Source organism: Streptococcus timonensis, assembly GCF_047463455.1.
GTDB classification, from domain to species: Bacteria; Bacillota; Bacilli; order Lactobacillales; family Streptococcaceae; genus Streptococcus; species Streptococcus timonensis_B.
Genome location: NZ_JASHDV010000001.1, coordinates 231,235 through 252,827, shown reverse-complemented (window position 1 = coordinate 252,827; position 21,593 = coordinate 231,235). Strand labels below are relative to the sequence as shown.

Annotated in this window: 22 protein-coding genes; 15 read left to right on the top strand and 7 right to left on the bottom strand. The window is 37.2% G+C overall.

Features of this window, described 5'->3' with window-relative positions:
- The first annotated feature begins 70 nt into the window (after nt 1–70).
- The 11 genes from lepA to lacD all read left to right on the top strand — a co-directional run bounded on the left by lepA (nt 71) and on the right by lacD (nt 10,175).
- Nucleotides 71–1,894 (top strand): translation elongation factor 4, encoded by a 1,824-nt coding sequence (gene lepA / locus QM847_RS01285; protein ID WP_414353356.1) that lies wholly within the window; start codon nt 71–73, stop codon nt 1,892–1,894.
- Nucleotides 1,895–2,081: 187 nt separating this feature from the next.
- The gene (locus QM847_RS01280) at nt 2,082–2,678 is read left to right on the top strand and encodes a hypothetical protein (RefSeq protein WP_414353355.1); all 597 of its coding nucleotides are present in this window, start codon (nt 2,082–2,084) and stop codon (nt 2,676–2,678) included.
- A gap of 219 nt (nt 2,679–2,897) precedes the next feature.
- Nucleotides 2,898–3,485, top strand: coding sequence for a hypothetical protein (locus tag QM847_RS01275; protein WP_414353354.1), 588 nt, complete (start codon nt 2,898–2,900; stop codon nt 3,483–3,485).
- Between the two features lie 203 nt (nt 3,486–3,688).
- A complete protein-coding gene (locus QM847_RS01270) occupies nt 3,689–4,165 on the top strand; it encodes a PTS sugar transporter subunit IIA (protein WP_414353353.1) in 477 nt (158 codons plus the stop codon).
- Nucleotides 4,166–4,205: 40 nt separating this feature from the next.
- A complete protein-coding gene (locus QM847_RS01265; RefSeq protein ID WP_006151856.1) occupies nt 4,206–4,511 on the top strand; it encodes a PTS sugar transporter subunit IIB in 306 nt (101 codons plus the stop codon).
- Nucleotides 4,512–4,555: 44 nt separating this feature from the next.
- Complete coding sequence (locus QM847_RS01260) at nt 4,556–6,031, top strand: PTS galactitol transporter subunit IIC (RefSeq protein WP_036757541.1); 1,476 nt, start codon at nt 4,556–4,558, stop codon at nt 6,029–6,031.
- Nucleotides 6,032–6,126: 95 nt separating this feature from the next.
- Complete coding sequence (locus QM847_RS01255) at nt 6,127–7,020, top strand: aldose 1-epimerase family protein (RefSeq protein WP_269797769.1); 894 nt, start codon at nt 6,127–6,129, stop codon at nt 7,018–7,020.
- Between the two features lie 262 nt (nt 7,021–7,282).
- A complete protein-coding gene (gene lacA, locus QM847_RS01250) occupies nt 7,283–7,708 on the top strand; it encodes a galactose-6-phosphate isomerase subunit LacA (RefSeq protein WP_006151484.1) in 426 nt (141 codons plus the stop codon).
- Between the two features lie 29 nt (nt 7,709–7,737).
- A complete protein-coding gene (lacB, locus tag QM847_RS01245) occupies nt 7,738–8,253 on the top strand; it encodes a galactose-6-phosphate isomerase subunit LacB (RefSeq protein ID WP_001216925.1) in 516 nt (171 codons plus the stop codon).
- Nucleotides 8,254–8,263: 10 nt separating this feature from the next.
- Nucleotides 8,264–9,193: a tagatose-6-phosphate kinase gene (locus tag QM847_RS01240; protein WP_414353352.1), complete on the top strand. Its 930-nt coding sequence runs from the start codon at nt 8,264–8,266 to the stop codon at nt 9,191–9,193.
- 1 nt (nt 9,194) lies between these two features.
- Nucleotides 9,195–10,175: a tagatose-bisphosphate aldolase gene (lacD, locus tag QM847_RS01235; RefSeq protein WP_414353351.1), complete on the top strand. Its 981-nt coding sequence runs from the start codon at nt 9,195–9,197 to the stop codon at nt 10,173–10,175.
- Nucleotides 10,176–10,230: 55 nt separating this feature from the next.
- Here lacD and QM847_RS01230 read toward each other — a convergent pair whose 3' ends face one another.
- The 4 genes from QM847_RS01230 to nrdH form a co-directional block, all read right to left on the bottom strand.
- The gene (locus tag QM847_RS01230) at nt 10,231–10,998 is read right to left on the bottom strand and encodes a DeoR/GlpR family DNA-binding transcription regulator (protein WP_269797768.1); all 768 of its coding nucleotides are present in this window, start codon (nt 10,996–10,998) and stop codon (nt 10,231–10,233) included.
- Between the two features lie 132 nt (nt 10,999–11,130).
- Entirely contained in the window at nt 11,131–12,093 is a 963-nt protein-coding gene (gene nrdF / locus QM847_RS01225) for a class 1b ribonucleoside-diphosphate reductase subunit beta (protein ID WP_075567612.1), read from the bottom strand.
- A gap of 178 nt (nt 12,094–12,271) precedes the next feature.
- Nucleotides 12,272–14,431 carry a class 1b ribonucleoside-diphosphate reductase subunit alpha gene (nrdE, locus tag QM847_RS01220; RefSeq protein WP_269797767.1) on the bottom strand — a complete coding sequence of 720 codons (2,160 nt, stop codon included), beginning with the start codon at nt 14,429–14,431 and terminating at the stop codon, nt 12,272–12,274.
- A gap of 70 nt (nt 14,432–14,501) precedes the next feature.
- A complete protein-coding gene (nrdH, locus tag QM847_RS01215) occupies nt 14,502–14,720 on the bottom strand; it encodes a glutaredoxin-like protein NrdH (protein WP_075567610.1) in 219 nt (72 codons plus the stop codon).
- Between the two features lie 363 nt (nt 14,721–15,083).
- Between nrdH and QM847_RS01210 the strand changes: the two genes are divergently transcribed.
- From QM847_RS01210 to udk, 3 genes are all read left to right on the top strand, one after another.
- Nucleotides 15,084–15,347, top strand: coding sequence for a phosphocarrier protein HPr (locus QM847_RS01210; protein ID WP_000146952.1), 264 nt, complete (start codon nt 15,084–15,086; stop codon nt 15,345–15,347).
- Between the two features lie 4 nt (nt 15,348–15,351).
- Nucleotides 15,352–17,085, top strand: a complete 1,734-nt coding sequence (gene ptsP, locus QM847_RS01205) for a phosphoenolpyruvate--protein phosphotransferase (protein WP_269797766.1) — start codon at nt 15,352–15,354, stop codon at nt 17,083–17,085.
- Between the two features lie 120 nt (nt 17,086–17,205).
- Nucleotides 17,206–17,844 (top strand): uridine kinase, encoded by a 639-nt coding sequence (gene udk, locus QM847_RS01200; RefSeq protein ID WP_269797765.1) that lies wholly within the window; start codon nt 17,206–17,208, stop codon nt 17,842–17,844.
- A gap of 43 nt (nt 17,845–17,887) precedes the next feature.
- Here udk and QM847_RS01195 read toward each other — a convergent pair whose 3' ends face one another.
- Genes QM847_RS01195 through QM847_RS01185 form a run of 3 tightly spaced genes read right to left on the bottom strand, consistent with a single transcriptional unit; the run spans nt 17,888 to nt 19,687 of the window.
- Nucleotides 17,888–18,451 (bottom strand): ECF transporter S component, encoded by a 564-nt coding sequence (locus QM847_RS01195; RefSeq protein ID WP_414353350.1) that lies wholly within the window; start codon nt 18,449–18,451, stop codon nt 17,888–17,890.
- The gene (gene coaC / locus QM847_RS01190) at nt 18,435–18,986 is read right to left on the bottom strand and encodes a phosphopantothenoylcysteine decarboxylase (RefSeq protein WP_254725851.1); all 552 of its coding nucleotides are present in this window, start codon (nt 18,984–18,986) and stop codon (nt 18,435–18,437) included. The genes QM847_RS01195 and coaC overlap by 17 nt, the downstream gene beginning before the upstream one ends.
- Before the next feature lie 11 nt (nt 18,987–18,997).
- Complete coding sequence (locus QM847_RS01185) at nt 18,998–19,687, bottom strand: phosphopantothenate--cysteine ligase (protein ID WP_303942055.1); 690 nt, start codon at nt 19,685–19,687, stop codon at nt 18,998–19,000.
- Nucleotides 19,688–19,908: 221 nt separating this feature from the next.
- Here QM847_RS01185 and QM847_RS01180 point away from each other — a divergent pair, with 221 nt between their 5' ends.
- Nucleotides 19,909–21,579, top strand: coding sequence for a formate--tetrahydrofolate ligase (locus QM847_RS01180; protein ID WP_414353349.1), 1,671 nt, complete (start codon nt 19,909–19,911; stop codon nt 21,577–21,579).
- The last annotated feature ends 14 nt before the right edge of the window (nt 21,580–21,593 follow it).

Genomic DNA, 21,593 nt, shown 5'->3' with positions numbered 1-21,593 from the left:
GGGTATTATGGTCTTGTCAAAAATAAAAAAACAATTTATAATTAATAGATACCCTGAAAGGAAGAGAATCTTGAATTTAGAAGAATTAAAAAAACGACAGGAGAAAATCCGTAACTTCTCTATTATCGCCCATATCGACCATGGGAAGTCAACTTTAGCCGACCGTATTTTAGAAAAGACTGAGACAGTCTCAAGTCGTGAAATGCAGGCCCAGCTACTTGATAGTATGGACTTAGAACGTGAGCGTGGGATTACAATCAAACTAAACGCTATTGAGCTTAACTACACAGCAAAAGATGGGGAAACCTACATTTTCCACTTGATTGACACACCAGGGCACGTGGACTTTACCTATGAAGTTTCCCGTTCACTTGCTGCCTGTGAGGGGGCAATCTTGGTTGTCGATGCTGCTCAAGGTATTGAAGCACAAACGCTTGCCAATGTTTATCTGGCTTTAGATAATGATTTGGAAATCATGCCTGTCATTAATAAGATTGACTTGCCTGCTGCTGACCCGGAGCGTGTTCGTACAGAAATTGAAGATGTAATCGGTTTGGATGCTAGTGAAGCAGTTCTAGCATCAGCTAAAGCTGGTATAGGTATTGAAGAAATCCTTGAGCAAGTAGTTGAGAAGGTACCAGCACCAACTGGTGATGTAACAGCGCCACTCAAGGCCTTGATCTTTGACTCTGTTTATGATTCATATCGTGGTGTTATTCTTCAAGTCCGTGTCATGGATGGAGTAGTCAAACCTGGGGATAAGATTCAGCTTATGAGTAATGGCAAGACCTTTGATGTTACTGAAGTAGGTATTTTTACTCCTAAAGCTGTTGGACGTGATTTTCTTGCAACAGGTGACGTAGGTTATATTGCTGCATCTATCAAGACTGTTCAGGATACACGTGTCGGTGATACAGTGACCCTGGCTAACAATCCTGCAACTGAGCCACTCGATGGCTACAAGCAGATGAATCCAATGGTATTTGCGGGTCTTTATCCGATCGAATCCAACAAATATAATGACCTTCGTGAAGCTTTAGAAAAATTGCAATTAAATGATGCAAGCTTGCAATTTGAGCCAGAAACTTCTCAGGCACTTGGATTTGGTTTCCGTTGTGGATTCTTGGGACTTCTTCATATGGATGTTATCCAAGAACGTCTCGAGCGCGAATTTAATATCGATCTGATTATGACGGCGCCGTCTGTAATTTACAAAGTTAATTTAACAGATGGTGAAGCAATTGATGTATCGAATCCATCAGAGTTTCCAGATCCTACTAAGATTGCTTCAATCGAAGAACCTTATGTTAAAGCTCAAATCATGGTGCCGCAAGAGTTTGTCGGAGCTGTCATGGAATTGGCCCAACGCAAACGTGGGGACTTTGTAACCATGGACTACATCGATGAAAATCGGGTTAACGTGATCTATCAAATCCCACTGGCGGAAATTGTCTTTGATTTCTTTGATAAATTGAAGTCCTTTACTCGTGGTTATGCAAGCTTTGACTATGAGTTGTCTGAATACCGTCCATCTAAATTGGTTAAAATGGATATCCTTCTCAATGGCGATACCGTCGATGCTCTCAGCTTTATCGTTCACAAGGACTTTGCCTATGAACGTGGTAAATTAATTGTTGAGAAGCTCAAGAAGATTATCCCTCGTCAACAGTTTGAAGTGCCTATCCAAGCAGCCATCGGTCATAAGATCGTTGCACGTACAGATATCAAGGCTCTTCGTAAGAACGTCTTGGCCAAGTGTTATGGTGGTGACGTATCACGTAAACGTAAGCTTCTTGAAAAACAAAAAGCTGGTAAGAAACGCATGAAGGCCATTGGGTCCGTAGAAGTGCCACAGGAAGCCTTCTTGTCTGTTCTTTCTATGGATGAGGAGTAATACTCTCCCAAGACTATCAAAAATTAAAACGCTCTAAATAGAGCGTTTTTTAATTAGAATAGACGTATTAGTATTTTTTTACATTCAATAGTAGATTTATTGTATTTTCGAAAATAATGCCATTTTACAGTTTATCTTTGACACTTTGATGTTCTTACTATAGAATAGTAGTGAAAGGAGAATAACTATGAAAAAAGTAATTACTTTTTCTTCGATTCTTTTATGCTCTATATGTCTTGCTGCATGTAATACAACAAAAAATACTAGTGCGGAAAAAACTGAAACTACTAGTGTACAAGAAACAACAGTTGCAACAACCACAGCTCCTATAAAAGACACGCAATGGATTGGATCGGATGATTATGGATACGTGAAAGTGCCACAATCATGGATTCAATTTAAAGATGTTAATGGTGGAGATGATATACAATATTCTGACGGTACAGATATCAATATCGTTACCTTAAATACATTTAAAGCAGAGCAGTTTGGTATTTCTGAAAGCGAACTTGAAAAGGTAGACCCTATTCAAATTTCAAATAGTATTTATCAATCTAAATCAGAAAGTTCTGATTTCTCTAAGGTTTGGGGCTCTAAGTCAAGAATCGGAGGCTATGATGCATATCAAGTTAACTGCATTGCCAAAACTGGTAAATATTTAGTTATTTGGATTTTCAAGTCGGATGATGGTAAATTCAGATATGTCTCACTTGAAGGCGATTTAGATACTATTAAAGAACTAGCACCGACTATCGAAGAAAGTTGGACTAATAAAAAGCCTTAAAAGGCAGGATGTTTCCTGCTTTTTTATTGTACCCAGTTTTATTCAGAGGATCAAATATATATCCTGCTTAGAGGTTTTTTTACAACAAAAATCAAAAGAACGAGTTTTTGTAAATATAAATAGTAGATTTATTGTATTATTAAAAATACTGCCAGTTTAAAGTTTATCTTTGACACTATTAAGATCTTATTTTAGAATAGTAGTGAAAGGAGAATTATCATGAAAAAATTGATAACTTTATCGACACTTTTGCTTTGTGGTGTCACTCTTGCTGCTTGTAATACAAATACTGGTAAAAAAGATGTAACAGCAGAAACTACCACAATTGTTCAGGAAACTACTAGTCAAGAAACAACGGAAACTACAACAACCGTTCCAACTAAAGAAACTCAATGGATTGGATCAGATGATGATGGGTATTTGAAAGTACCAAAATCTTGGGTTCAAAGTAATGCCGGTGGGAATAATGTTGATTTTATGTACAGTGATGGTACTAACAAGAATGCCATTTCAGTTAAAAGTATCAATGCAGATGGAAAAGATTTTACAACTTTGCAGGCCAATTTTGAACAAAAGATAAAAGAAAATCCTAGATTTACAAATGTTACGGATGATCAAGGGAAAATTGGTGGTTATGATGCCGTCAAAATTTATGCAGATTATAATAGTAATAGTAGAAAAGTAGTTATGTGGTTATTTAAGTCGGACGATAATATGATTAGATTAGTTACTCTTGAAGGTAATATAGAAATCGTAAATGAAATTACTCCAATGGTAGAAGAAAGTTGGACCAATAAAAAACCATAAATGTAGAAGCAGGATTGAATCCTGCTTTTTTTATAGTCTAAATAAATATATACATGTAAGACATTTGTTTGTAGTTGAGTAAATAAAATATGTCAAACATAAAAAGATAAAATTCAAACAAAATACAACAAAAAAATATTGACAACGATTTCATATAGTGTTATACTAAAGATGTAAAAGTTAAATAAAGAAGGGAGAATGTTATGGGATTAGATCATTTCTTCAGAAAAGACTTAGTTTTTTGTTTAGAAGCAGATAATCAAGAGCAACTCTTTGATCAAGTTGCAACTCTATTGGAAGAAAAGAAAGTTGTTACGGATACCTATCGATCGGCATTGATTGAACGTGAAAAAATGTTCCCAACCGGTTTAGATATGGAATTTCTTGGAAAGGACTTGCCGAATGTAGCAATCCCTCACACAGACACGATTCATAATTTAACTGAAAACGTAGTTGTGGTTCGCTTAGCGAAACCAGTAACATTCCACAACATGATTGCTCCTGACAAGGAAGTAGAAGTATCATTACTCTTCTTTATCATCAATAATTCAAGTTCGAGTCAAACTAATATTCTAGCTCAATTGATGGACTTCTTTACAGGTGACGGTCATCTTGAAGCACTCTCTAAGATTACTGAGCCTGAAGCTCTGTTCCAATACATCTCAGAAGCAACTGCTTAATTTGTTAATAAATATAAACTAAAAAATGGAGGAAATCCAAATGATTAAAATTCTTGCTGCATGTGGTGCAGGTGTTAACTCAAGCCACCAAATTAAAAGCGCTCTAGAAGAAGAGCTATCTAGCCGTGGATACGACGTACAGTGTGACGCAGTTATGGTTAAAGATGTCAACGAAGACTTGATTAAAGGTTATGATATCTTCACACCAATTGCTGCAACAGACTTAGGTTTTGACCCTGGTATCCCAGTAGTAGAAGCTGGACCAATCTTGTTCCGTATTCCAGCAATGAGCGCTCCAGTTTATGACAATATTGAAGCAGCAATCAAAGAACACGGATTAAGTTAATTATTATTTTGTAATTTTCCATAAAAATAAAGGGAGGAAAAATTGTGGATTTCATTATCAATCTAGCCAACGATTTCTTTAAACCAATCTTGGCTATGGGTGGCCCAATCATCATGCTGATCATTTTGACAGTATTGGCTTTGCTTTTCGGAGTTAAATTCTCCAAAGCACTTGAAGGTGGTATCAAACTTGCCATCGCACTTACTGGTATCGGTGCTATCATCGGAATGCTTAACGGAGCTTTCTCAGCTTCACTTGCAAAATTCGTTGAAAATACTGGTATTCAATTGACCATCACCGACGTTGGTTGGGCACCACTTGCTACAATCACTTGGGGATCTGCATGGACTCTATACTTCTTGCTAGTTATGTTGATTGTCAACATTGTAATGCTTGCAATGAAGAAAACAGACACACTTGACGTTGATATCTTCGATATCTGGCACTTGTCTATTACAGGTCTTTTGATTAAATGGTATGCTGACAAGAGTGGAGTTGGTCAAGGGGTTTCTCTTTTCATCGCGACTGCAGCAGTTGTTCTTGTAGGGGTTCTTAAAATCATCAACTCTGACTTGATGAAACCAACATTTGATGATCTTCTTAACGCACCAAGTTCATCACCAATGACTTCAACTCACATGAACTACATGATGAACCCAGTTATCATGGTTTTGGATAAGATTTTTGATAAATTCTTCCCAGGTCTTGATAAATACGACTTTGACGCTGCTAAATTGAACAAACGAATCGGTTTCTGGGGATCTAAATTCTTCATCGGTTTCATCCTTGGTATCGTTATCGGTTTGATGGGAACTCCACATCCAGTTGCTGGTGTTGAAGGTGCTGATAAATGGGAACTAGTTATTAAAGGTTGGTTGTCACTTGGTTTGACTGCCGGTGTCTGCTTGGAGCTCTTCTCATTGATCGGTTCATGGTTCATCGCAGCCGTAGAACCACTTTCACAAGGTATTACAAACGTTGCTACTAAACGTCTTCAAGGACGTAAATTCAACATCGGTCTTGACTGGCCATTTATCGCTGGTCGTGCTGAAATCTGGGCTTGTGCCAACGTACTTGCACCAATCATGTTGATTGAAGCAGTGCTTCTTTCAAATGTCGGAAATGGTATCTTGCCACTTGCTGGTATCATCGCAATGGGTGTAACTCCAGCTCTCTTGGTAGTTACTCGTGGTAAATTGCTCCGTATGATTATCTTCGGAACACTATTGTTGCCACTCTTCCTTCTTTCAGGTACACTTATCGCACCATTTGCAACAGATCTTGCTAAAAGTGTAGGTGCCTTCCCAGAAGGTGTGAGCCAAACTCAATTGATCACTCACTCAACACTTGAAGGACCAATCGAAAAACTTCTTGGTTGGACAATTGGTAACACTACAACAGGTGATATCAAAGCAATTATTGGTGCAGTAATCTTCCTTACTTTCTATATCGGTATTTTCGCATGGTACAGAAAACAAATGATCAAACGTAATGAAGAATACGCAGCAAACGCAAAATAATTTGCTCCTAAAAATGTAAATTGTAAAAACTAGGTTGTCAGTTTCCACTATGGAGCAGTCAGCCTAGTTTTTTTAGAGAATTGGAGGTAAGACTTATGATTGTATTAAAATCAGATCAATTAAATGTTGAGTTTCAAACACTTGGAGGAGCGCTATCCTCTATAAAAGATAAAGATGATGTAGAGTATTTGTGGCAGGGGGATCCAACTTATTGGAGTGGGCAAGCACCCGTATTATTCCCAATATGTGGTTCAGTAAGAAATGATACGGTCCTTTATGATAAGGAAGATGGTAGTCAAAAAGAAGGAAAAATCCCTCGACATGGCTTAGTAAGAAAAAAAGATTTTACATTAGTAGAACAAACAGATAATTCTGTTACATTCGCTATTGAAGACGATGAAGAAATGTATGAAAATTACCCTTATCATTTTCGTTTAGAAATCACTTATACAGTGACTGGGAAAACCATACGTACTCAGTATAAAGTCTATAATAAAGAATTAGAAAAGAGTATGCCATATTTTATTGGTGGGCATCCTGGTTTTAACTGTCCATTATTAGATGGTGAAGTGTATGAGGATTACTATCTTGAATTTGAAAAGCCAGAAACATGTACAGTTCCAAAACCTTTCCCAGAAACAGGAATGTTGGATTTCAAAGATAGAAGTTCTTGGTTAAACAAACAAAAAGAAATAGACTTGAATTATGACTTCTTTAGCTATGATGCTGTGACATTAGATGAGTTGGAATCTCGCACAGTAGCTTTGCGTTCACGAAAACATGATAAAGGTTTGAAACTACATTTTAAAGAGTTTCCAAATTTAATCGTATGGTCAACTCTTAATAAAGGTCCTTTTATTGCCTTGGAACCATGGTCAGGTTTGTCTACTTCAATAGAAGAAGGAGATAGACTGGAAGATAAGAAAGATGTTAAGATTATAAAACCTAGTGATTTTGATCAGATTGGATTTGATATCGAGATTTTATAAAAAATAAACAAAAACAAACATAAATTGTTGACTTTTCCAACTAATAGTAGTATATTATGTTTATAAAGAACAATTTGTGTTTATTTTAACAATATTACTGTTCTGGCTTTTCTCTGAAGAAAGCTTATTAAGAAACGAATAAGATATTTGTTCTTAATTTAAATGATTGTCAACAAAACTACTAGTAACTATTTGAGAAAGGTCTCTTTTAGGCTAGAATCAGAAAGTTTTACTGGTCTATTATAAAAAAGGAGTATACAATATGGCTATTGTTATTGGTGCAGATGCTGCAGGTTTAAGATTGAAAGAAGTTGTAAAAAACTTCTTAGAAAAAGAAAACTTCCACGTAGTGGATGTTACAGCAGAAGGTCAAGACTTCGTTGATGTAACTCTTGCGGTTGCGGAAGAAGTTAAGAAAGAAGAACAAAACCTTGGTATCGTCATTGATGCTTATGGTGCAGGTCCGTTTATGGTTGCTACTAAAATCAAAGGAATGGTTGCTGCAGAAGTATCTGATGAACGTTCAGCTTATATGACTCGCGGTCACAACAACTCACGTATGATTACGATGGGTGCTCAACTTGTTGGTGATGAATTGGCTAAAAACATTGCTAAAGGCTTTGTAAATGGTAAATACGACGGTGGTCGTCACCAAATCCGTGTCGACATGTTGAATAAAATGTGCTAATTTTGATATTGAAAGAAAGGTAAGATAAAATGAGAATTGCAATCGGATGTGACCACATCGTAACAAATGAAAAAATGGCTGTTTCAGAATTTTTGAAATCAAAAGGACATGAAGTTATCGACTTTGGTACTTATGACCACGCTCGCACCCACTATCCAATCTTTGGTAAAAAAGTTGGTGAAGCAGTAGTTAGTGGCCAAGCTGATCTTGGTGTATGTATCTGTGGTACTGGTGTAGGTATCAATAACGCAGTTAACAAGGTTCCTGGTGTTCGTTCAGCATTAGTTCGTGATATGACAACAGCTCTTTACGCTAAAGAACAATTGAATGCCAACGTAATCGGATTTGGTGGTAAAATCACTGGTGAATTGCTCATGTGTGATATCATTGAAGCTTTCATCAACGCTGAATACAAACCATCAGAAGAAAACAAAAAATTGATCGCTAAAATCCAACACGTTGAAACTCATAACGATCATCAAACTGATGCCAACTTCTTTACAGAGTTCCTTGAAAAATGGGATCGTGGTGAATACCACGACTAAGAGGTGGCTTATGATTTTAACAGTCACAATGAACCCATCCATTGATATTTCCTATCCTTTGGATGAATTGAAAATTGACACTGTCAACCGTGTGGTGGATGTCACTAAAACGGCTGGTGGTAAAGGTCTTAACGTTACTCGTGTTCTATCAGAATTTGGTGACTCCGTAGTCGCAACAGGACTTGTCGGTGGTAAACTTGGAGAATTTCTTGTAGAAAATATTGATGATAAAGTAAGCAAATGTTTCTTCTCTATTCAAGGTGAAACCCGTAACTGTATCGCAATTCTACATGGAGAAAACCAAACAGAAATTCTTGAGAAAGGACCTGAGGTTCAAGAAAAAGAAGGTCAAGATTTCTTGGCTCATTTCAAAGAACTTTTAGAGACTGTAGAGGTAGTGGCCATTTCAGGTAGTCTACCAGCAGGACTTCCAGTGGATTACTATGCTAGTTTAGTTGAACTTGCGAATCATGCTGGGAAACCTGTTGTATTGGACTGTTCAGGCGCTGCACTTCAGGCAGTTCTTGAATCTCCACATAAACCAACAGTCATCAAACCAAATAATGAAGAATTATCTCAACTTTTAGGAAGAGAAATTTCTAAAGACTTGGATGAATTAAAAGTAGTCCTTCAAGAACCACTATTTGATGGAATCGAGTGGATTATCGTTTCCTTAGGTGCTAACGGAGCATTCGCTAAACACGGTAACACTTTCTACAAAGTAGATATTCCAAGAATTCAAGTAGTAAATCCAGTCGGTTCTGGTGATTCTACAGTGGCAGGTATTGCTTCAGGTCTTTTCCATAAAGAAACGGATCAAGAACTGTTGATCAAGGCAAATGTTCTTGGTATGCTAAATGCTCAAGAAAAAATGACCGGTCATGTCAATATGGCTAACTATCAAAGTCTATATGACCAATTAATTGTAAAAGAGGTATAAAATGGTTTTAACAGAAAATAAACGCGCTTGCATGCAAAAACTCTCTGATGAGAATGGTATCATCTCAGCTCTTGCCTTTGACCAACGTGGTGCTTTGAAACGCCTCATGGCTCAATACCAAACAGAAGAGCCAACAGTTGCTCAAATGGAAGAACTTAAAGTATTAGTGGCAGATGAATTGACTAAATATGCTTCATCAATGCTACTTGACCCTGAGTACGGACTTCCAGCGACTAAAGCTCTTGATCCAAATGCAGGTCTTCTCCTTGCTTATGAAAAAACAGGATACGATACAACAAGTACAAAACGCTTGCCAGACTGCTTGGACGTTTGGTCTGCAAAACGTATCAAAGAACAAGGTGCAGATGCCGTTAAATTCTTGCTTTACTATGACGTAGATAGCTCTGACGAACTCAACCAACAAAAACAAGCATATATTGAACGTATTGGTTCTGAGTGTGTAGCTGAAGACATTCCATTCTTCCTTGAAATTTTGGCTTACGATGAAAAGATTGCGGACGCAGGTTCCGCAGAATATGCTAAAGTAAAACCACACAAGGTTATTGGTGCTATGAAAGTCTTCTCAGACCCACGTTTCAACATCGATGTTTTGAAAGTGGAAGTTCCAGTTAACGTGAAATACGTTGAAGGATTTGGCGATGGCGAAATTGTTCATACACGTGAAGAAGCAGCAGCCTTCTTTAAAGCTCAAGACGAAGCTACTAACCTTCCTTACATCTACTTGAGTGCTGGCGTGTCAGCTAAGCTCTTCCAAGAAACTCTTGTATTTGCTCACGAATCAGGTGCAAACTTCAATGGTGTTCTTTGTGGACGTGCTACATGGGCTGGATCAGTTGAAGCTTACATCAAAGACGGTGAAGCAGCCGCTCGCGAATGGCTCCGTACAACAGGTTTTGAAAATATTGATGAACTCAATAAAGTTCTTCAAAAAACAGCTACTTCATGGACTGAACGTGTGTAAGGTATCCTTTGAAATCATTTAAAAATAAAAAAGTCTCACATATAGTGAGACTTTTTTATGGCTTAGACTTGATAATTTGTGTTTCTTTTTCCAAAGCTTTAAGAGTTTTATCATTTAATTTTGAATCTGAAATAATTGTATCAATATCAGCGATATTATAAAATGTGTAAAAATCAAACTTATCAAATTTGCTGTGGTCCGCCAAGAGATATTTTTTATTTGCATTTTGAAGAGCTATTTTTTGAACTTCACCTTCTTCTTCGCTGAAAGTAGCAATAGCATGTTCTTTTATTCCATTACAGCTTACAAAAGCTTTAGAAAATTGCAAGCTAGCAAGGTCTTGTAGGGTAAGAGTTCCTACAAAAGCTCCTGTAATATCACGATAATTACCACCGATTAATATCAAATCCGTTAGTTTTCGTTCATTTAGAATCAGAAATACAGGTAAACTATTGGTAACAACTCGGATATTGTCAATTGGTAGTTCTCGAGCAAAGTACTCTAGAGTAGTACCTGGACCAATAAAAATGGTTTCTCTTTCTTCAACTAGATGACCAGCAAATTTCGCAATTTCTTGTTTCTCAGCAGTCTGAAGACCTTGTTTTTCAATGTTGGATCTTTCATTAGATAGAAGAGAACCAGTACGAAGCTTTTCAGCACCACCATGAACACGGACAAGTAGATCCTTATCAGCTAATTCCTGAAGGTATCGTCTAGCTGTCATATCTGATATATCCAGACTAGTCATAATCTCTTTAACAGTGATAGTTCCCTTGGTATTAACAGTTTCTAAAATTCTATCTAGTTTTTCTTGTTTGAGCATTGGATTACCTCCATATCTAATACTATAATACCACAAAGTAAAAAATCAATCAATTTAAAGAACATAAATAAACAAAAAACAAAAAACATCTGAGTTTTCAAACAAACTTAGATGTTTTTTTAAAGATATTAATTAATCTAGTCCATAATTGTAGTCTTCGTCTTGCATAGCCTCAACTTCACCAAGCAGGTAGCCATTACCAACTTGAGAGAAGAAGTCGTGGTTAGATGTACCAGTTGAAATTCCGTTCATAACAATTGGGTTTACATCGTCTGCTGAGTCTGGGAAAAGTGGATCTTGGCCAAGATTCATAAGGGCTTTATTAGCATTATAACGAAGGAAAGTTTTAACTTCTTCAGTCCAACCAACACCGTCATATAAACTTTCTGTATAACCTTCTTCGTTTTCATAAAGAGTATAAAGGAGATCGTACATCCATTCTTTGAGTTTTTCTTGTTCTTCTTCTGGTAATTCGTTGAAACCAAGTTGGAACTTGTAACCAATATAGGTTCCGTGTACAGACTCGTCACGAATGATGAGTTTAATGATTTCTGCTACGTTAGCTAGCTTGTTATTACCAAGATAGTAGAGTGGTGTAAAGAAACCAGAATAGAAGAGGAAGGTTTCAAGGAAAACACTAGCTACCTTCTTTTCAAGTGGTGTACCATTTAGGTAAATTTCATTGATGATTTCCGCTTTTTTCTGAAGATATGGATTTGTATTTGTCCATTCAAAGATTTCTTCGATTTCAGACTTAGTATTCAAAGTTGAAAAGATAGAAGAGTAGGATTTTGCGTGGACAGATTCCATAAATTGAATGTTGTTAAAAACAGCTTCCTCGTGAGGTGTGCGAATATCAGAGCGAAGGGCCTGAACCCCTGTTTCAGATTGCATGGTATCAAGAAGGGTTAATCCACCAAAGACTTTACCAACTAGGTCTTTTTCTTTGTTAGATAATTTTCTCCAGTCATCTAAGTCGTTTGATAAAGGGATACGAGTATCGAGCCAGAATTGCTCAGTCAGCTTTTCCCAAGTTGATTTATCAATGACATCTTCGATAGCATTCCAGTTAATGGCTTTGTAGTAAGTTTGCATTTGAAATCTCTTTCTGTGTGTAGTAATGCGATAAGTTAGTTCTTCCTATTCTAATATTTCAAAGGAGTATCGCACAAAAAGTCGGGAAACCGACTTTTTAATTGTATCATGATTTTATCAATCACATCAACTTAATTATAAGTGAGTATGAAAACCCAGATTCGATTTGAGAGATGTTCTAAATTACACAGCTCTCACATTGGTTAGCGCCTACTTCACCACCGTCATCTGTAAATGTACGGACGTAGTAGATAGACTTGATGCCCTTATTGAAGGCATAGTTACGTAGGATAGATAGGTCACGTGTGGTTTGTTTGTTTTCTTTCTTCCATTCGTAAAGACCTTTTGGAATGTCACTACGCATGAAGAGAGTGAGTGAAAGTCCTTGATCCACGTGTTCAGTAGCAGCAGCGTATACATCGATAACCTTACGCATATCCATATCGTAGGCTGAAGTGTAGAAAGGAATGGTATCTGTTGACAATCCTGCAGCAGGATAGTAAATCTTACCAATTTTCTTCTCTTGACGTTCTTCGATACGTTGCGTTATAGGGTGGATAGAAGCAGAAACATCGTTGATGTAACTGATTGATCCATTTGGTGCTACAGCTAAACGGTTTTGGTGGTAAAGACCATCAGCTTGAACCTTATCACGAAGCTCAGCCCAGTCTGCAGCAGTTGGGATAAAGATATCTTTAAAGAGTTCTTTCACGCGTTCTGATTTTGGAACAAATTGACCAGACGTATACTTATCGAAATAAGTTCCATTTGCGTAGTCAGATTTTTCAAAATTATGGAAGGTTACACCACGTTCACGTGCGATGTTATTTGATTCAACCAGAGTCCAATAGTTCATGAGCATGAAATAAATGCTTGTAAATTCGATAGACTCTTCTGATCCATACTCAATCAATTGTTGCGCAAGGTAGCTATGTAGTCCCATTGCACCAAGACCGAATGTATGAGCTAAGCTATTTCCATAGTCAATTGTTGGTACAGCTTTGATATGAGAATTATCAGTAACAAAGGTAAGAGCACGAACCATAGCACGAATAGAGCGTCCAAAGTCTGGCGATGTCATCATGTTGACAACGTTGGTTGAACCAAGGTTACATGAAATGTCGGTTCCCATCTCAAGAAATTCTTGCGCGTCATTAATCAAGCTTGGTTCTTGGACTTGGAGAATCTCAGAACACAAGTTACTCATGATAATCTTCCCATCAACAGGATTTGCACGGTTAGCAGTATCGATGTTGACTACATAAGGATAGCCAGATTCTTGTTGCAATTTAGAAATTTCAGTCTCTAAATCACGTGCCTTGATTTTTGTCTTACGAATGTTAGGATTTGCTACTAGTTCATCATACTTCTCAGTAATGTCGATATAGTTAAATGCTACACCGTACTCTCTCTCAACAGAGTATGGGCTGAAGAGATACATATCTTCATTCTTGCGAGCCAATTCGTAGAATTTATCTGGTACTACAACACCAAGTGACAAAGTCTTAACACGAACTTTCTCATCGGCATTTTCTTTTTTAGTTGAAAGAAATGCGATGATATCAGGGTGAAAGACGTTGAGGTAAACCACTCCAGCCCCCTGACGTTGTCCCAATTGGTTTGAGTAAGAGAAGCTATCTTCAAAGAGCTTCATAACTGGAACGACACCAGACGCAGCTCCTTCGTAACCCTTGATAGGAGCACCAGCTTCACGTAGGTTACTAAGGGTGATCCCAACGCCACCACCAATACGTGAAAGTTGAAGAGCAGAGTTGATAGAACGGCCAATAGAGTTCATATCATCTGTAACCTGGATCAAGAAACAAGATACTAACTCTCCACGACGTGCACGACCAGCGTTCAAGAAAGATGGAGTGGCTGGTTGATAACGTTGATGGATAATCTCGTTAGCAATATCAGTTGCAATTGCTTCGTCACCATCTGCAAAGTAGACAGCATTAAAGAAGACACGATCTTCCATATTCTCTAAATAGTATTCTCCGTCGTTTGTCTTAAGAGCATACTGATTATAGAATTTGTAGGCAGCCATAAAAGACTTGAATTGGAAGTTTTGTTCTTTTATAAATTGATACAATTCTACAAAAAATTCTGGGCGATATTTTTTAATAAAGCCTGTTTCAATGTAGTTGTGTTTAACAAGGTAGTCAATTTTATCTAAAATTGAATCAAATACCATTGAGTTCGGTACAACATTTTCTTTAAAAAATGCATCTAAGGCTTCTTTATCTTTATGAAGCATGATTTGTCCATTGACTGGACGGTTAATTTCATTATTTAGACGGAAGTATGTTACGTCTTCAAGTTGTTTTAATCCCATAAAATTTCCCTTATCTAATTACAAAATAAAGGCTTCTAAGGTTTACATAGAAGCTTTTTAAATCCTGATTTTATACAAGTTGCTTGAGTTTTGCTGGTTGGAAACCAGAGAACACTTCAGTTGGTGTTTGAATGATAGGAGCAGCACTAAAGCCGAGTCCTTTAACTTGTTCGATATATTCAGGTTGTTCATCAAGATTGATTTCTTGATATGCGATATTATTGCTGTCTAAAAATCGTTTTGTCATCTTACATTGGACACAGTTATTTTTAGAATATACGGTTACCATTTATAGAACTCCTCTTTCAAATTAATTATACCCTTCTTAGTATATCAGAAAAAAAATCTTTGTCAACGAAAGAAAACTAAATATTGTATAATTCTTTTTAATATTTTATTCAAAAACACAATATATAGTGATTCTAAAAATGGAAAACGCTTTATATGTAGGTTTCTTGAATCAAGAAAAAATAAAAAAACTACATAAGGTGTAGGCTTAAAAAATTTGAAATATTTTCTGCAAGTTATCTGAAAGTAAATTGGAGAAAGTCCATAAAATACTTGAAAAAGATACTTAAAAATGATATAATACAAAACTGTAAGGGTTATCAGATATAACTCAACAAGAAAACAATTAAAGGAGAGTCAAAGTATGGCTTCTAAAGATTTCCACGTAGTGGCAGAAACAGGTATTCACGCACGTCCAGCAACTTTGTTGGTTCAAACAGCTAGCAAATTCGCTTCAGACATCACTCTTGAGTACAAAGGTAAATCAGTAAACCTTAAATCTATCATGGGTGTTATGAGCCTTGGTGTTGGTCAAGGTGCTGACGTTACAATCACTGCTGAAGGTGCAGACGCTGATGATGCTATCGCTGCTATCTCAGAAACAATGGAAAAAGAAGGATTGGCATAAGAATATGACAGAAATGCTTAAAGGAATTGCAGCATCTGATGGTGTTGCCGTTGCAAAAGCATATCTACTTGTTCAACCGGATCTATCATTCGAGACTGTTTCAGTCGAAGATACAAATGCTGAAGAAGCTCGTTTAGATGTTGCTCTTGAAGCTTCTCAAAACGAGCTTTCTCTTATCCGTGAAAAAGCAGTAGGTACGCTTGGTGAAGAAGCAGCGCAAGTTTTTGACGCTCACTTAATGGTTCTTTCTGACCCTGAATTAATCGGTCAAATTAAAGAAACTATCCGTGCTAAAAAAGTGAATGCAGAAGCAGGTCTTAAAGAAGTTACAGACATGTTTATCACGATTTTTGAAGGCATGGAAGACAATCCATACATGCAAGAACGTGCAGCTGATATTCGAGACGTTACTAAACGTGTTTTGGCAAATCTTCTTGGTAAGAAATTACCAAACCCAGCTTCTATTAATGAAGAAGTAATCGTCATTGCACACGACTTGACTCCATCTGATACTGCTCAATTGGACAAAAACTTTGTAAAAGCTTTTGTAACGAACATCGGTGGACGTACAAGCCACTCAGCTATCATGGCTCGTACACTTGAAATTGCTGCTGTTTTGGGTACAAACAACATTACTGAGCTTGTAAAAGATGGCGATGTTTTGGCTGTTTCAGGTATCTCTGGTGAAGTTGTTATTAACCCAAGTGAAGAACAAATTGCAGAATTTAAAGCAGCTGGTGAAGCTTACGCTCAACAAAAAGCAGAATGGGCTCTTTTGAAAGATGCTAAAACAGTTACTGCAGATGGAAAACACTTTGAGTTGGCTGCAAACATTGGAACACCTAAAGATGTTGAGGGTGTTAATGATAACGGTGCAGAAGCAGTAGGTCTTTATCGTACAGAGTTCTTGTACATGGATTCTCAAGACTTCCCAACTGAAGATGATCAATACGAAGCGTATAAAGCAGTTCTTGAAGGTATGAACGGTAAACCTGTTGTTGTTCGTACAATGGATATCGGTGGGGATAAAGAACTTCCTTACTTCGATCTTCCTAAAGAAATGAACCCATTCTTGGGCTACCGTGCTTTACGTATCTCTATCTCTGAAACTGGTAACCAAATGTTCCGTACACAATTGCGTGCTTTGCTTCGTGCATCTGTTCACGGTAAATTGCGTATCATGTTCCCAATGGTTGCTTTGTTGAAAGAGTTCCGTACTGCTAAAGCTATTCTTGAAGAAGAAAAAGCAAAATTGGTTGCTGAAGGTGTCGCAGTTGCAGATGATATCCAAGTTGGTATCATGATTGAAATCCCAGCCGCAGCTATGCTTGCAGACCAATTTGCTAAAGAAGTTGATTTCTTCTCAATCGGTACAAATGACCTTATCCAATACACAATGGCTGCTGACCGTATGAACGAGCAAGTTTCATACCTTTACCAACCATACAATCCATCAATCCTTCGCTTGATCAACAATGTTATCAAAGCAGCTCACGCTGAAGGTAAATGGGCTGGTATGTGTGGTGAAATGGCCGGTGACCAAACAGCTGTTCCACTCCTTGTCGGGATGGGATTGGATGAGTTCTCAATGTCAGCGACATCTGTACTTCGTACACGTAGCTTGATGAAGAAGCTTGACACAGCTAAGATGCAAGAATACGCTAACCGTGCTCTTACTGAATGTTCAACAATGGAAGAAGTTCTTGAGCTTTCAAAAGAATACGTTAACTTTGATTAAAATCATTAAAACCTTGTAGAATAAAGCTACAAGGTTTTTTGACCTCTAATTTAAAAAGTACACCTGTAAAATTTCCTAAAATTATGGTAGAATAGACAAAGGAAAAATACGGAGGCAACTATGCAAAACAGACCAATCATTATCGGAGTAACAGGAGGATCTGGTGGAGGAAAAACCAGTGTTTCTAGAGCAATTCTATCACATTTTCCTAATGAAAAAATTGCCATGATTGAGCATGATTCCTACTATAAAGATCAATCTCATTTAACCTTCGAAGAACGAATCAAAACAAACTATGATCATCCATTTGCTTTTGATACTGACTTAATGATTGAGCAAATCAAAGAGTTGTTGGCAGGGCGACCAGTTGACATCCCGACTTATGATTATACTGAACATACTCGTAGTTCAAAAACATACCGTCAAGAACCACAAGATGTTTTCATAGTTGAGGGTATTTTAGTTTTAGAAGATCAACGTCTACGCGATCTAATGGATATCAAAATTTTTGTTGATACTGATGATGATGTACGTATTATTCGTCGTATTAAACGTGATATGGAAGAACGTGGACGTAGCCTCGATAGTGTTATTGAGCAATACCTTGGTGTGGTTAAGCCGATGTATCATCAATTTATAGAGCCAACTAAACGTTACGCTGATATTGTAATCCCTGAAGGTGTGACAAATACAGTTGCTATTGACTTGTTGACTACTAAGATTGAAAAGATTTTAGCAGAAGCACGCTTATCTAATTAAAAATTATTCAAAAAACCTGTATCAATAGGATACAGGTTTTCTTTTATTGTTTAATTTTCTCAAGTCTTGGAACAATGAGTGCAGTTAAAACAGCCGAGATAATTAATTCTGCAATTGAGTTTGTTGAGATAACAGTAGCTAATAGTTTTTGGATATTTCCATCAAATACACTTCCAAAAAGGAAGAAGATTCCACCTAAGACAAACACGGTATTTGTTAGAGAACCAAGAGCACCAGCAAAGATAAGACCTGCTTTGTTTTTAAGAAGTTTATAAACAAAGTAAGGAGTCAAACCGATAAGGATTCGAGGAACAATAGCGATGATTAATGAATAGAAATTACCGTTAGGTACAAATGGTGAGAAAAGATAACTAGTTGGTAAGATAGTAATTGTATTAACTGTTAAGCTAATCATACCCATTAAAAATCCAAGAATAGCTCCAATACGTGGGCCATAAATGATACTTCCAATAATAACAGGAATGTGTACAATAGTAGGTTTAATTGGGAATGGTAATACATTAAATAAGATAGAGCTAAGTAGATGGATGACAATCATACTTGCAAAAAAGATAGCAACAGGTGCAATGTTAGAGCGTTTGTTCATTGAGAGTTTCCTTTATTCTTTCTATAATAATTTCCAAATCGGCTAAAGCGCCGCTTCCGAAGTCGCCACAAGCTAGGAGAGATTCTTTAGGAGAGATGATCTCGTATCCATAGCTTTCAAGAGTTTTAAGATTTGTCTGTGTGGCAGGGTGGGTAAACATTTTTGTATTCATGGCAGGTGCTAATAATTTAGGGATATTTTTTGGTAATGCCAGAGCAGTACTAGTCACCATATTATCCGCAAAGCCATGTGCAAGTTTGGCAATAGTGTTAGCAGTTGCTGGAGCAACGATAAATAAGTCAGTTTCTTTTCCTCTTTCGATGTGATTGACTTGGTCTGGATAAGGTTCTTGCATGACATCGAGATGAACCAGATTTTGGGACAAAACTTGCAGTGTTAACGGTTGTATAAAATCTGTAGCAGCTTTTGTCATCAAGACCGATACACTATGTCCTTGCTTTTTCAAAGAACTGACTAAATCGGCAGCCTTGTAGGAAGCAATTGAACCAGTAATTGCAAGAGTGATGTGAGCCATAACTTTCCTTTCTAAAAAGTAAATCCTTGAATTTTTTTAATTATTAGCTCAGCGATTTCTTGTTTGCTGTATGCTGTTTGATAATCGTTTTCTTCAACTAAGTAAGCCAGGTGTTGTTCAGAGTTTATTTGAGTCAAATCGTTAGCAACAATAATGTCTGCTTGATTCTTTTTAAGACTTTCTCTAGCAACATCTATCAAATGATCCTCTGTAACATCAACCAGGAGTTTAAAACCTATTAGATGAATTTTAGGATTCCATTCTTTGACCAGAGAAATAATCTTAGGATTTTTCTTAAGAAAAAGAATCTGAGCATCTTCCTTTGAAGAAATTTTGGTCTCAGTATTATGCTTAGTTAGAAATTCCGATAAATCTTGGCTAGCTTGAACCTCATCTATACTTGTCATGTAGACCGGGGTATAGTCAGATACAGCCATAGAATGAATTAAAACTTGGTAATCTTTAACAAGTTTTCGCATCTCCTCAAGTAAATCCAAAGTATTCTTAATTTCTATAATTTTAAGATTTGGATGACTAACTGGTTTAATTGCATGTGAAGTTGTAATCAAGCAAACTTCATGACCTGCTTTTATTAAAGCTTCTGTTACAACCAAGCCAAGATGACCTGTAGAGTGATTAGTGATAGAGCGAACACGGTCTATAGCCTCACTAGTACCACCAGAAGTTACTAAAATTTTCATAGAATCATTTTACACAAAAAAGATTTTTAAGTCAAAGAAAGCGGTTCAGTTTAGCTTTAAGTTATTATAGTTATTATCTATAAAGGCATATAAAAAATAGATAATTCTTCTTATATTAAAGAATTAAAGAGAAAAATACGAACATTAAGTTCATTATTATATAAAAAAATCTTGTTTTGTGTTATAATGAGTTAAAAGATAATAGGGCATAGGAGTTTAATATGAAAACAGATATTGAAATTGCACAGAGTATAGAGCTAAAACCAATCGTTGATGTTGTTAAGAAACTTGGTATTTCTTACGATGATTTGGAGTTGTACGGAAAATACAAGGCTAAACTTAGCTTTGATAAAATCCGTGAGGTTGAGAGCAACCCAGTAGGTAAGTTGATTTTGGTAACTGCCATCAACCCAACTCCAGCAGGTGAAGGGAAGTCAACTATTACTATCGGTCTTGCTGATGCTTTGAATAAGATTGGTAAGAAAACCATGATTGCTATCCGAGAACCATCTCTTGGTCCTGTAATGGGAATCAAAGGTGGTGCAGCTGGTGGTGGTTATGCTCAAGTGTTACCAATGGAAGATATCAACCTTCATTTTACTGGTGATATGCATGCTATCACAACTGCCAATAATGCTCTTTCTGCCTTGATTGACAATCACTTGCACCAAGGAAATGAGCTAGGAATTGACCAACGTCGTATTCTTTGGAAACGTGTTGTTGATTTAAACGACCGTGCTCTTCGTCATGTAACTGTTGGACTAGGTGGTCCTCTTAATGGTATTCCACGTGAAGATGGTTTTGATATTACTGTAGCTTCAGAAATTATGGCAATTCTTTGTTTATCAACAGACATTGATGACTTAAAACGTCGTTTAGCTAATATCGTCATCGGCTATCGTTATGACCGTACACCTGTTTCGGTTGGTGATTTGCAAGTTGAGGGTGCTTTGGCATTGATTTTGAAAGATGCTATCAAGCCAAACTTGGTTCAAACAATCTATGGTACACCTGCCTTTGTACATGGCGGTCCTTTTGCAAATATTGCCCACGGTTGTAACTCTGTATTGGCAACGAAAACAGCTCTTCGCTTAGCTGATTACACAGTAACTGAAGCAGGCTTTGGTGCAGACCTTGGTGCTGAGAAGTTCCTGGATATCAAGACACCAAACTTGCCAACAGCTCCAAGTGCAGTAGTTATTGTAGCGACTCTTCGTGCCCTTAAAATGAATGGTGGAGTTGCTAAAGATGCTCTGACAGAAGAAAACGTAGAAGCAGTTCGTGCAGGTTTTGCTAACTTGAAACGCCACGTTGAGAATATCCGTAAGTTCGGTATCCCAGCAGTTGTTGCTATCAACGAATTTGTATCAGATACAGAAGCTGAAATAGCAACCTTGAAAGAGCTCTGTGCCTCTATTGATGTGCCGGTTGAATTAGCAAGTGTTTGGGCTAATGGTGCAGAAGGTGGAGTAGCGCTTGCTGAAACTGTTGTCAAAACGATTGCTGAAACTCCTGCAAACTATACTAGATTATATGACAATGAACTCTCTGTTCAAGAAAAGATTGAAAAAATTGTGACTGAAATCTATCGTGGTAGCAAAGTCAACTTTGAGAAGAAGGCCCAAACTCAAATTTCTCAAATTGTTCAAAATGGTTGGGACAAATTACCAATCTGTATGGCGAAAACTCAATACAGTTTCTCAGATAATCCAAATGCTCTTGGTGCACCTGAAAACTTTGAAATTACTATTCGTGAATTGGTACCAAAACTGGGTGCAGGCTTTATCGTTGCCCTTACTGGTGACGTTATGACTATGCCTGGACTTCCAAAACGACCTGCCGCTCTCAACATGGATGTTGAAAGTGATGGAACTGTTCTTGGATTATTCTAATTTAACAACAAAAG

What these genes read in the sequence shown, in the direction of transcription:
- QM847_RS01280 (WP_414353355.1), top strand. Translation starts at nt 2,082, where the DNA reads ATGAAAAAAGTAATTACTTTTTCTTCGATTCTTTTATGCTCTATATGT.
- QM847_RS01275 (WP_414353354.1), top strand. Translation starts at nt 2,898, where the DNA reads ATGAAAAAATTGATAACTTTATCGACACTTTTGCTTTGTGGTGTCACT.
- QM847_RS01270 (WP_414353353.1), top strand. Translation starts at nt 3,689, where the DNA reads ATGGGATTAGATCATTTCTTCAGAAAAGACTTAGTTTTTTGTTTAGAA.
- QM847_RS01265 (WP_006151856.1), top strand. Translation starts at nt 4,206, where the DNA reads ATGATTAAAATTCTTGCTGCATGTGGTGCAGGTGTTAACTCAAGCCAC.
- QM847_RS01255 (WP_269797769.1), top strand. Translation starts at nt 6,127, where the DNA reads ATGATTGTATTAAAATCAGATCAATTAAATGTTGAGTTTCAAACACTT.
- lacA (WP_006151484.1), top strand. Translation starts at nt 7,283, where the DNA reads ATGGCTATTGTTATTGGTGCAGATGCTGCAGGTTTAAGATTGAAAGAA.
- lacB (WP_001216925.1), top strand. Translation starts at nt 7,738, where the DNA reads ATGAGAATTGCAATCGGATGTGACCACATCGTAACAAATGAAAAAATG.
- QM847_RS01240 (WP_414353352.1), top strand. Translation starts at nt 8,264, where the DNA reads ATGATTTTAACAGTCACAATGAACCCATCCATTGATATTTCCTATCCT.
- lacD (WP_414353351.1), top strand. Translation starts at nt 9,195, where the DNA reads ATGGTTTTAACAGAAAATAAACGCGCTTGCATGCAAAAACTCTCTGAT.
- QM847_RS01230 (WP_269797768.1), bottom strand. Translation starts at nt 10,998, where the DNA reads ATGCTCAAACAAGAAAAACTAGATAGAATTTTAGAAACTGTTAATACC.
- nrdF (WP_075567612.1), bottom strand. Translation starts at nt 12,093, where the DNA reads ATGCAAACTTACTACAAAGCCATTAACTGGAATGCTATCGAAGATGTC.
- nrdE (WP_269797767.1), bottom strand. Translation starts at nt 14,431, where the DNA reads ATGGGATTAAAACAACTTGAAGACGTAACATACTTCCGTCTAAATAAT.
- nrdH (WP_075567610.1), bottom strand. Translation starts at nt 14,720, where the DNA reads ATGGTAACCGTATATTCTAAAAATAACTGTGTCCAATGTAAGATGACA.
- QM847_RS01210 (WP_000146952.1), top strand. Translation starts at nt 15,084, where the DNA reads ATGGCTTCTAAAGATTTCCACGTAGTGGCAGAAACAGGTATTCACGCA.
- ptsP (WP_269797766.1), top strand. Translation starts at nt 15,352, where the DNA reads ATGACAGAAATGCTTAAAGGAATTGCAGCATCTGATGGTGTTGCCGTT.
- udk (WP_269797765.1), top strand. Translation starts at nt 17,206, where the DNA reads ATGCAAAACAGACCAATCATTATCGGAGTAACAGGAGGATCTGGTGGA.
- QM847_RS01195 (WP_414353350.1), bottom strand. Translation starts at nt 18,451, where the DNA reads ATGAACAAACGCTCTAACATTGCACCTGTTGCTATCTTTTTTGCAAGT.
- coaC (WP_254725851.1), bottom strand. Translation starts at nt 18,986, where the DNA reads ATGGCTCACATCACTCTTGCAATTACTGGTTCAATTGCTTCCTACAAG.
- QM847_RS01185 (WP_303942055.1), bottom strand. Translation starts at nt 19,687, where the DNA reads ATGAAAATTTTAGTAACTTCTGGTGGTACTAGTGAGGCTATAGACCGT.
- QM847_RS01180 (WP_414353349.1), top strand. Translation starts at nt 19,909, where the DNA reads ATGAAAACAGATATTGAAATTGCACAGAGTATAGAGCTAAAACCAATC.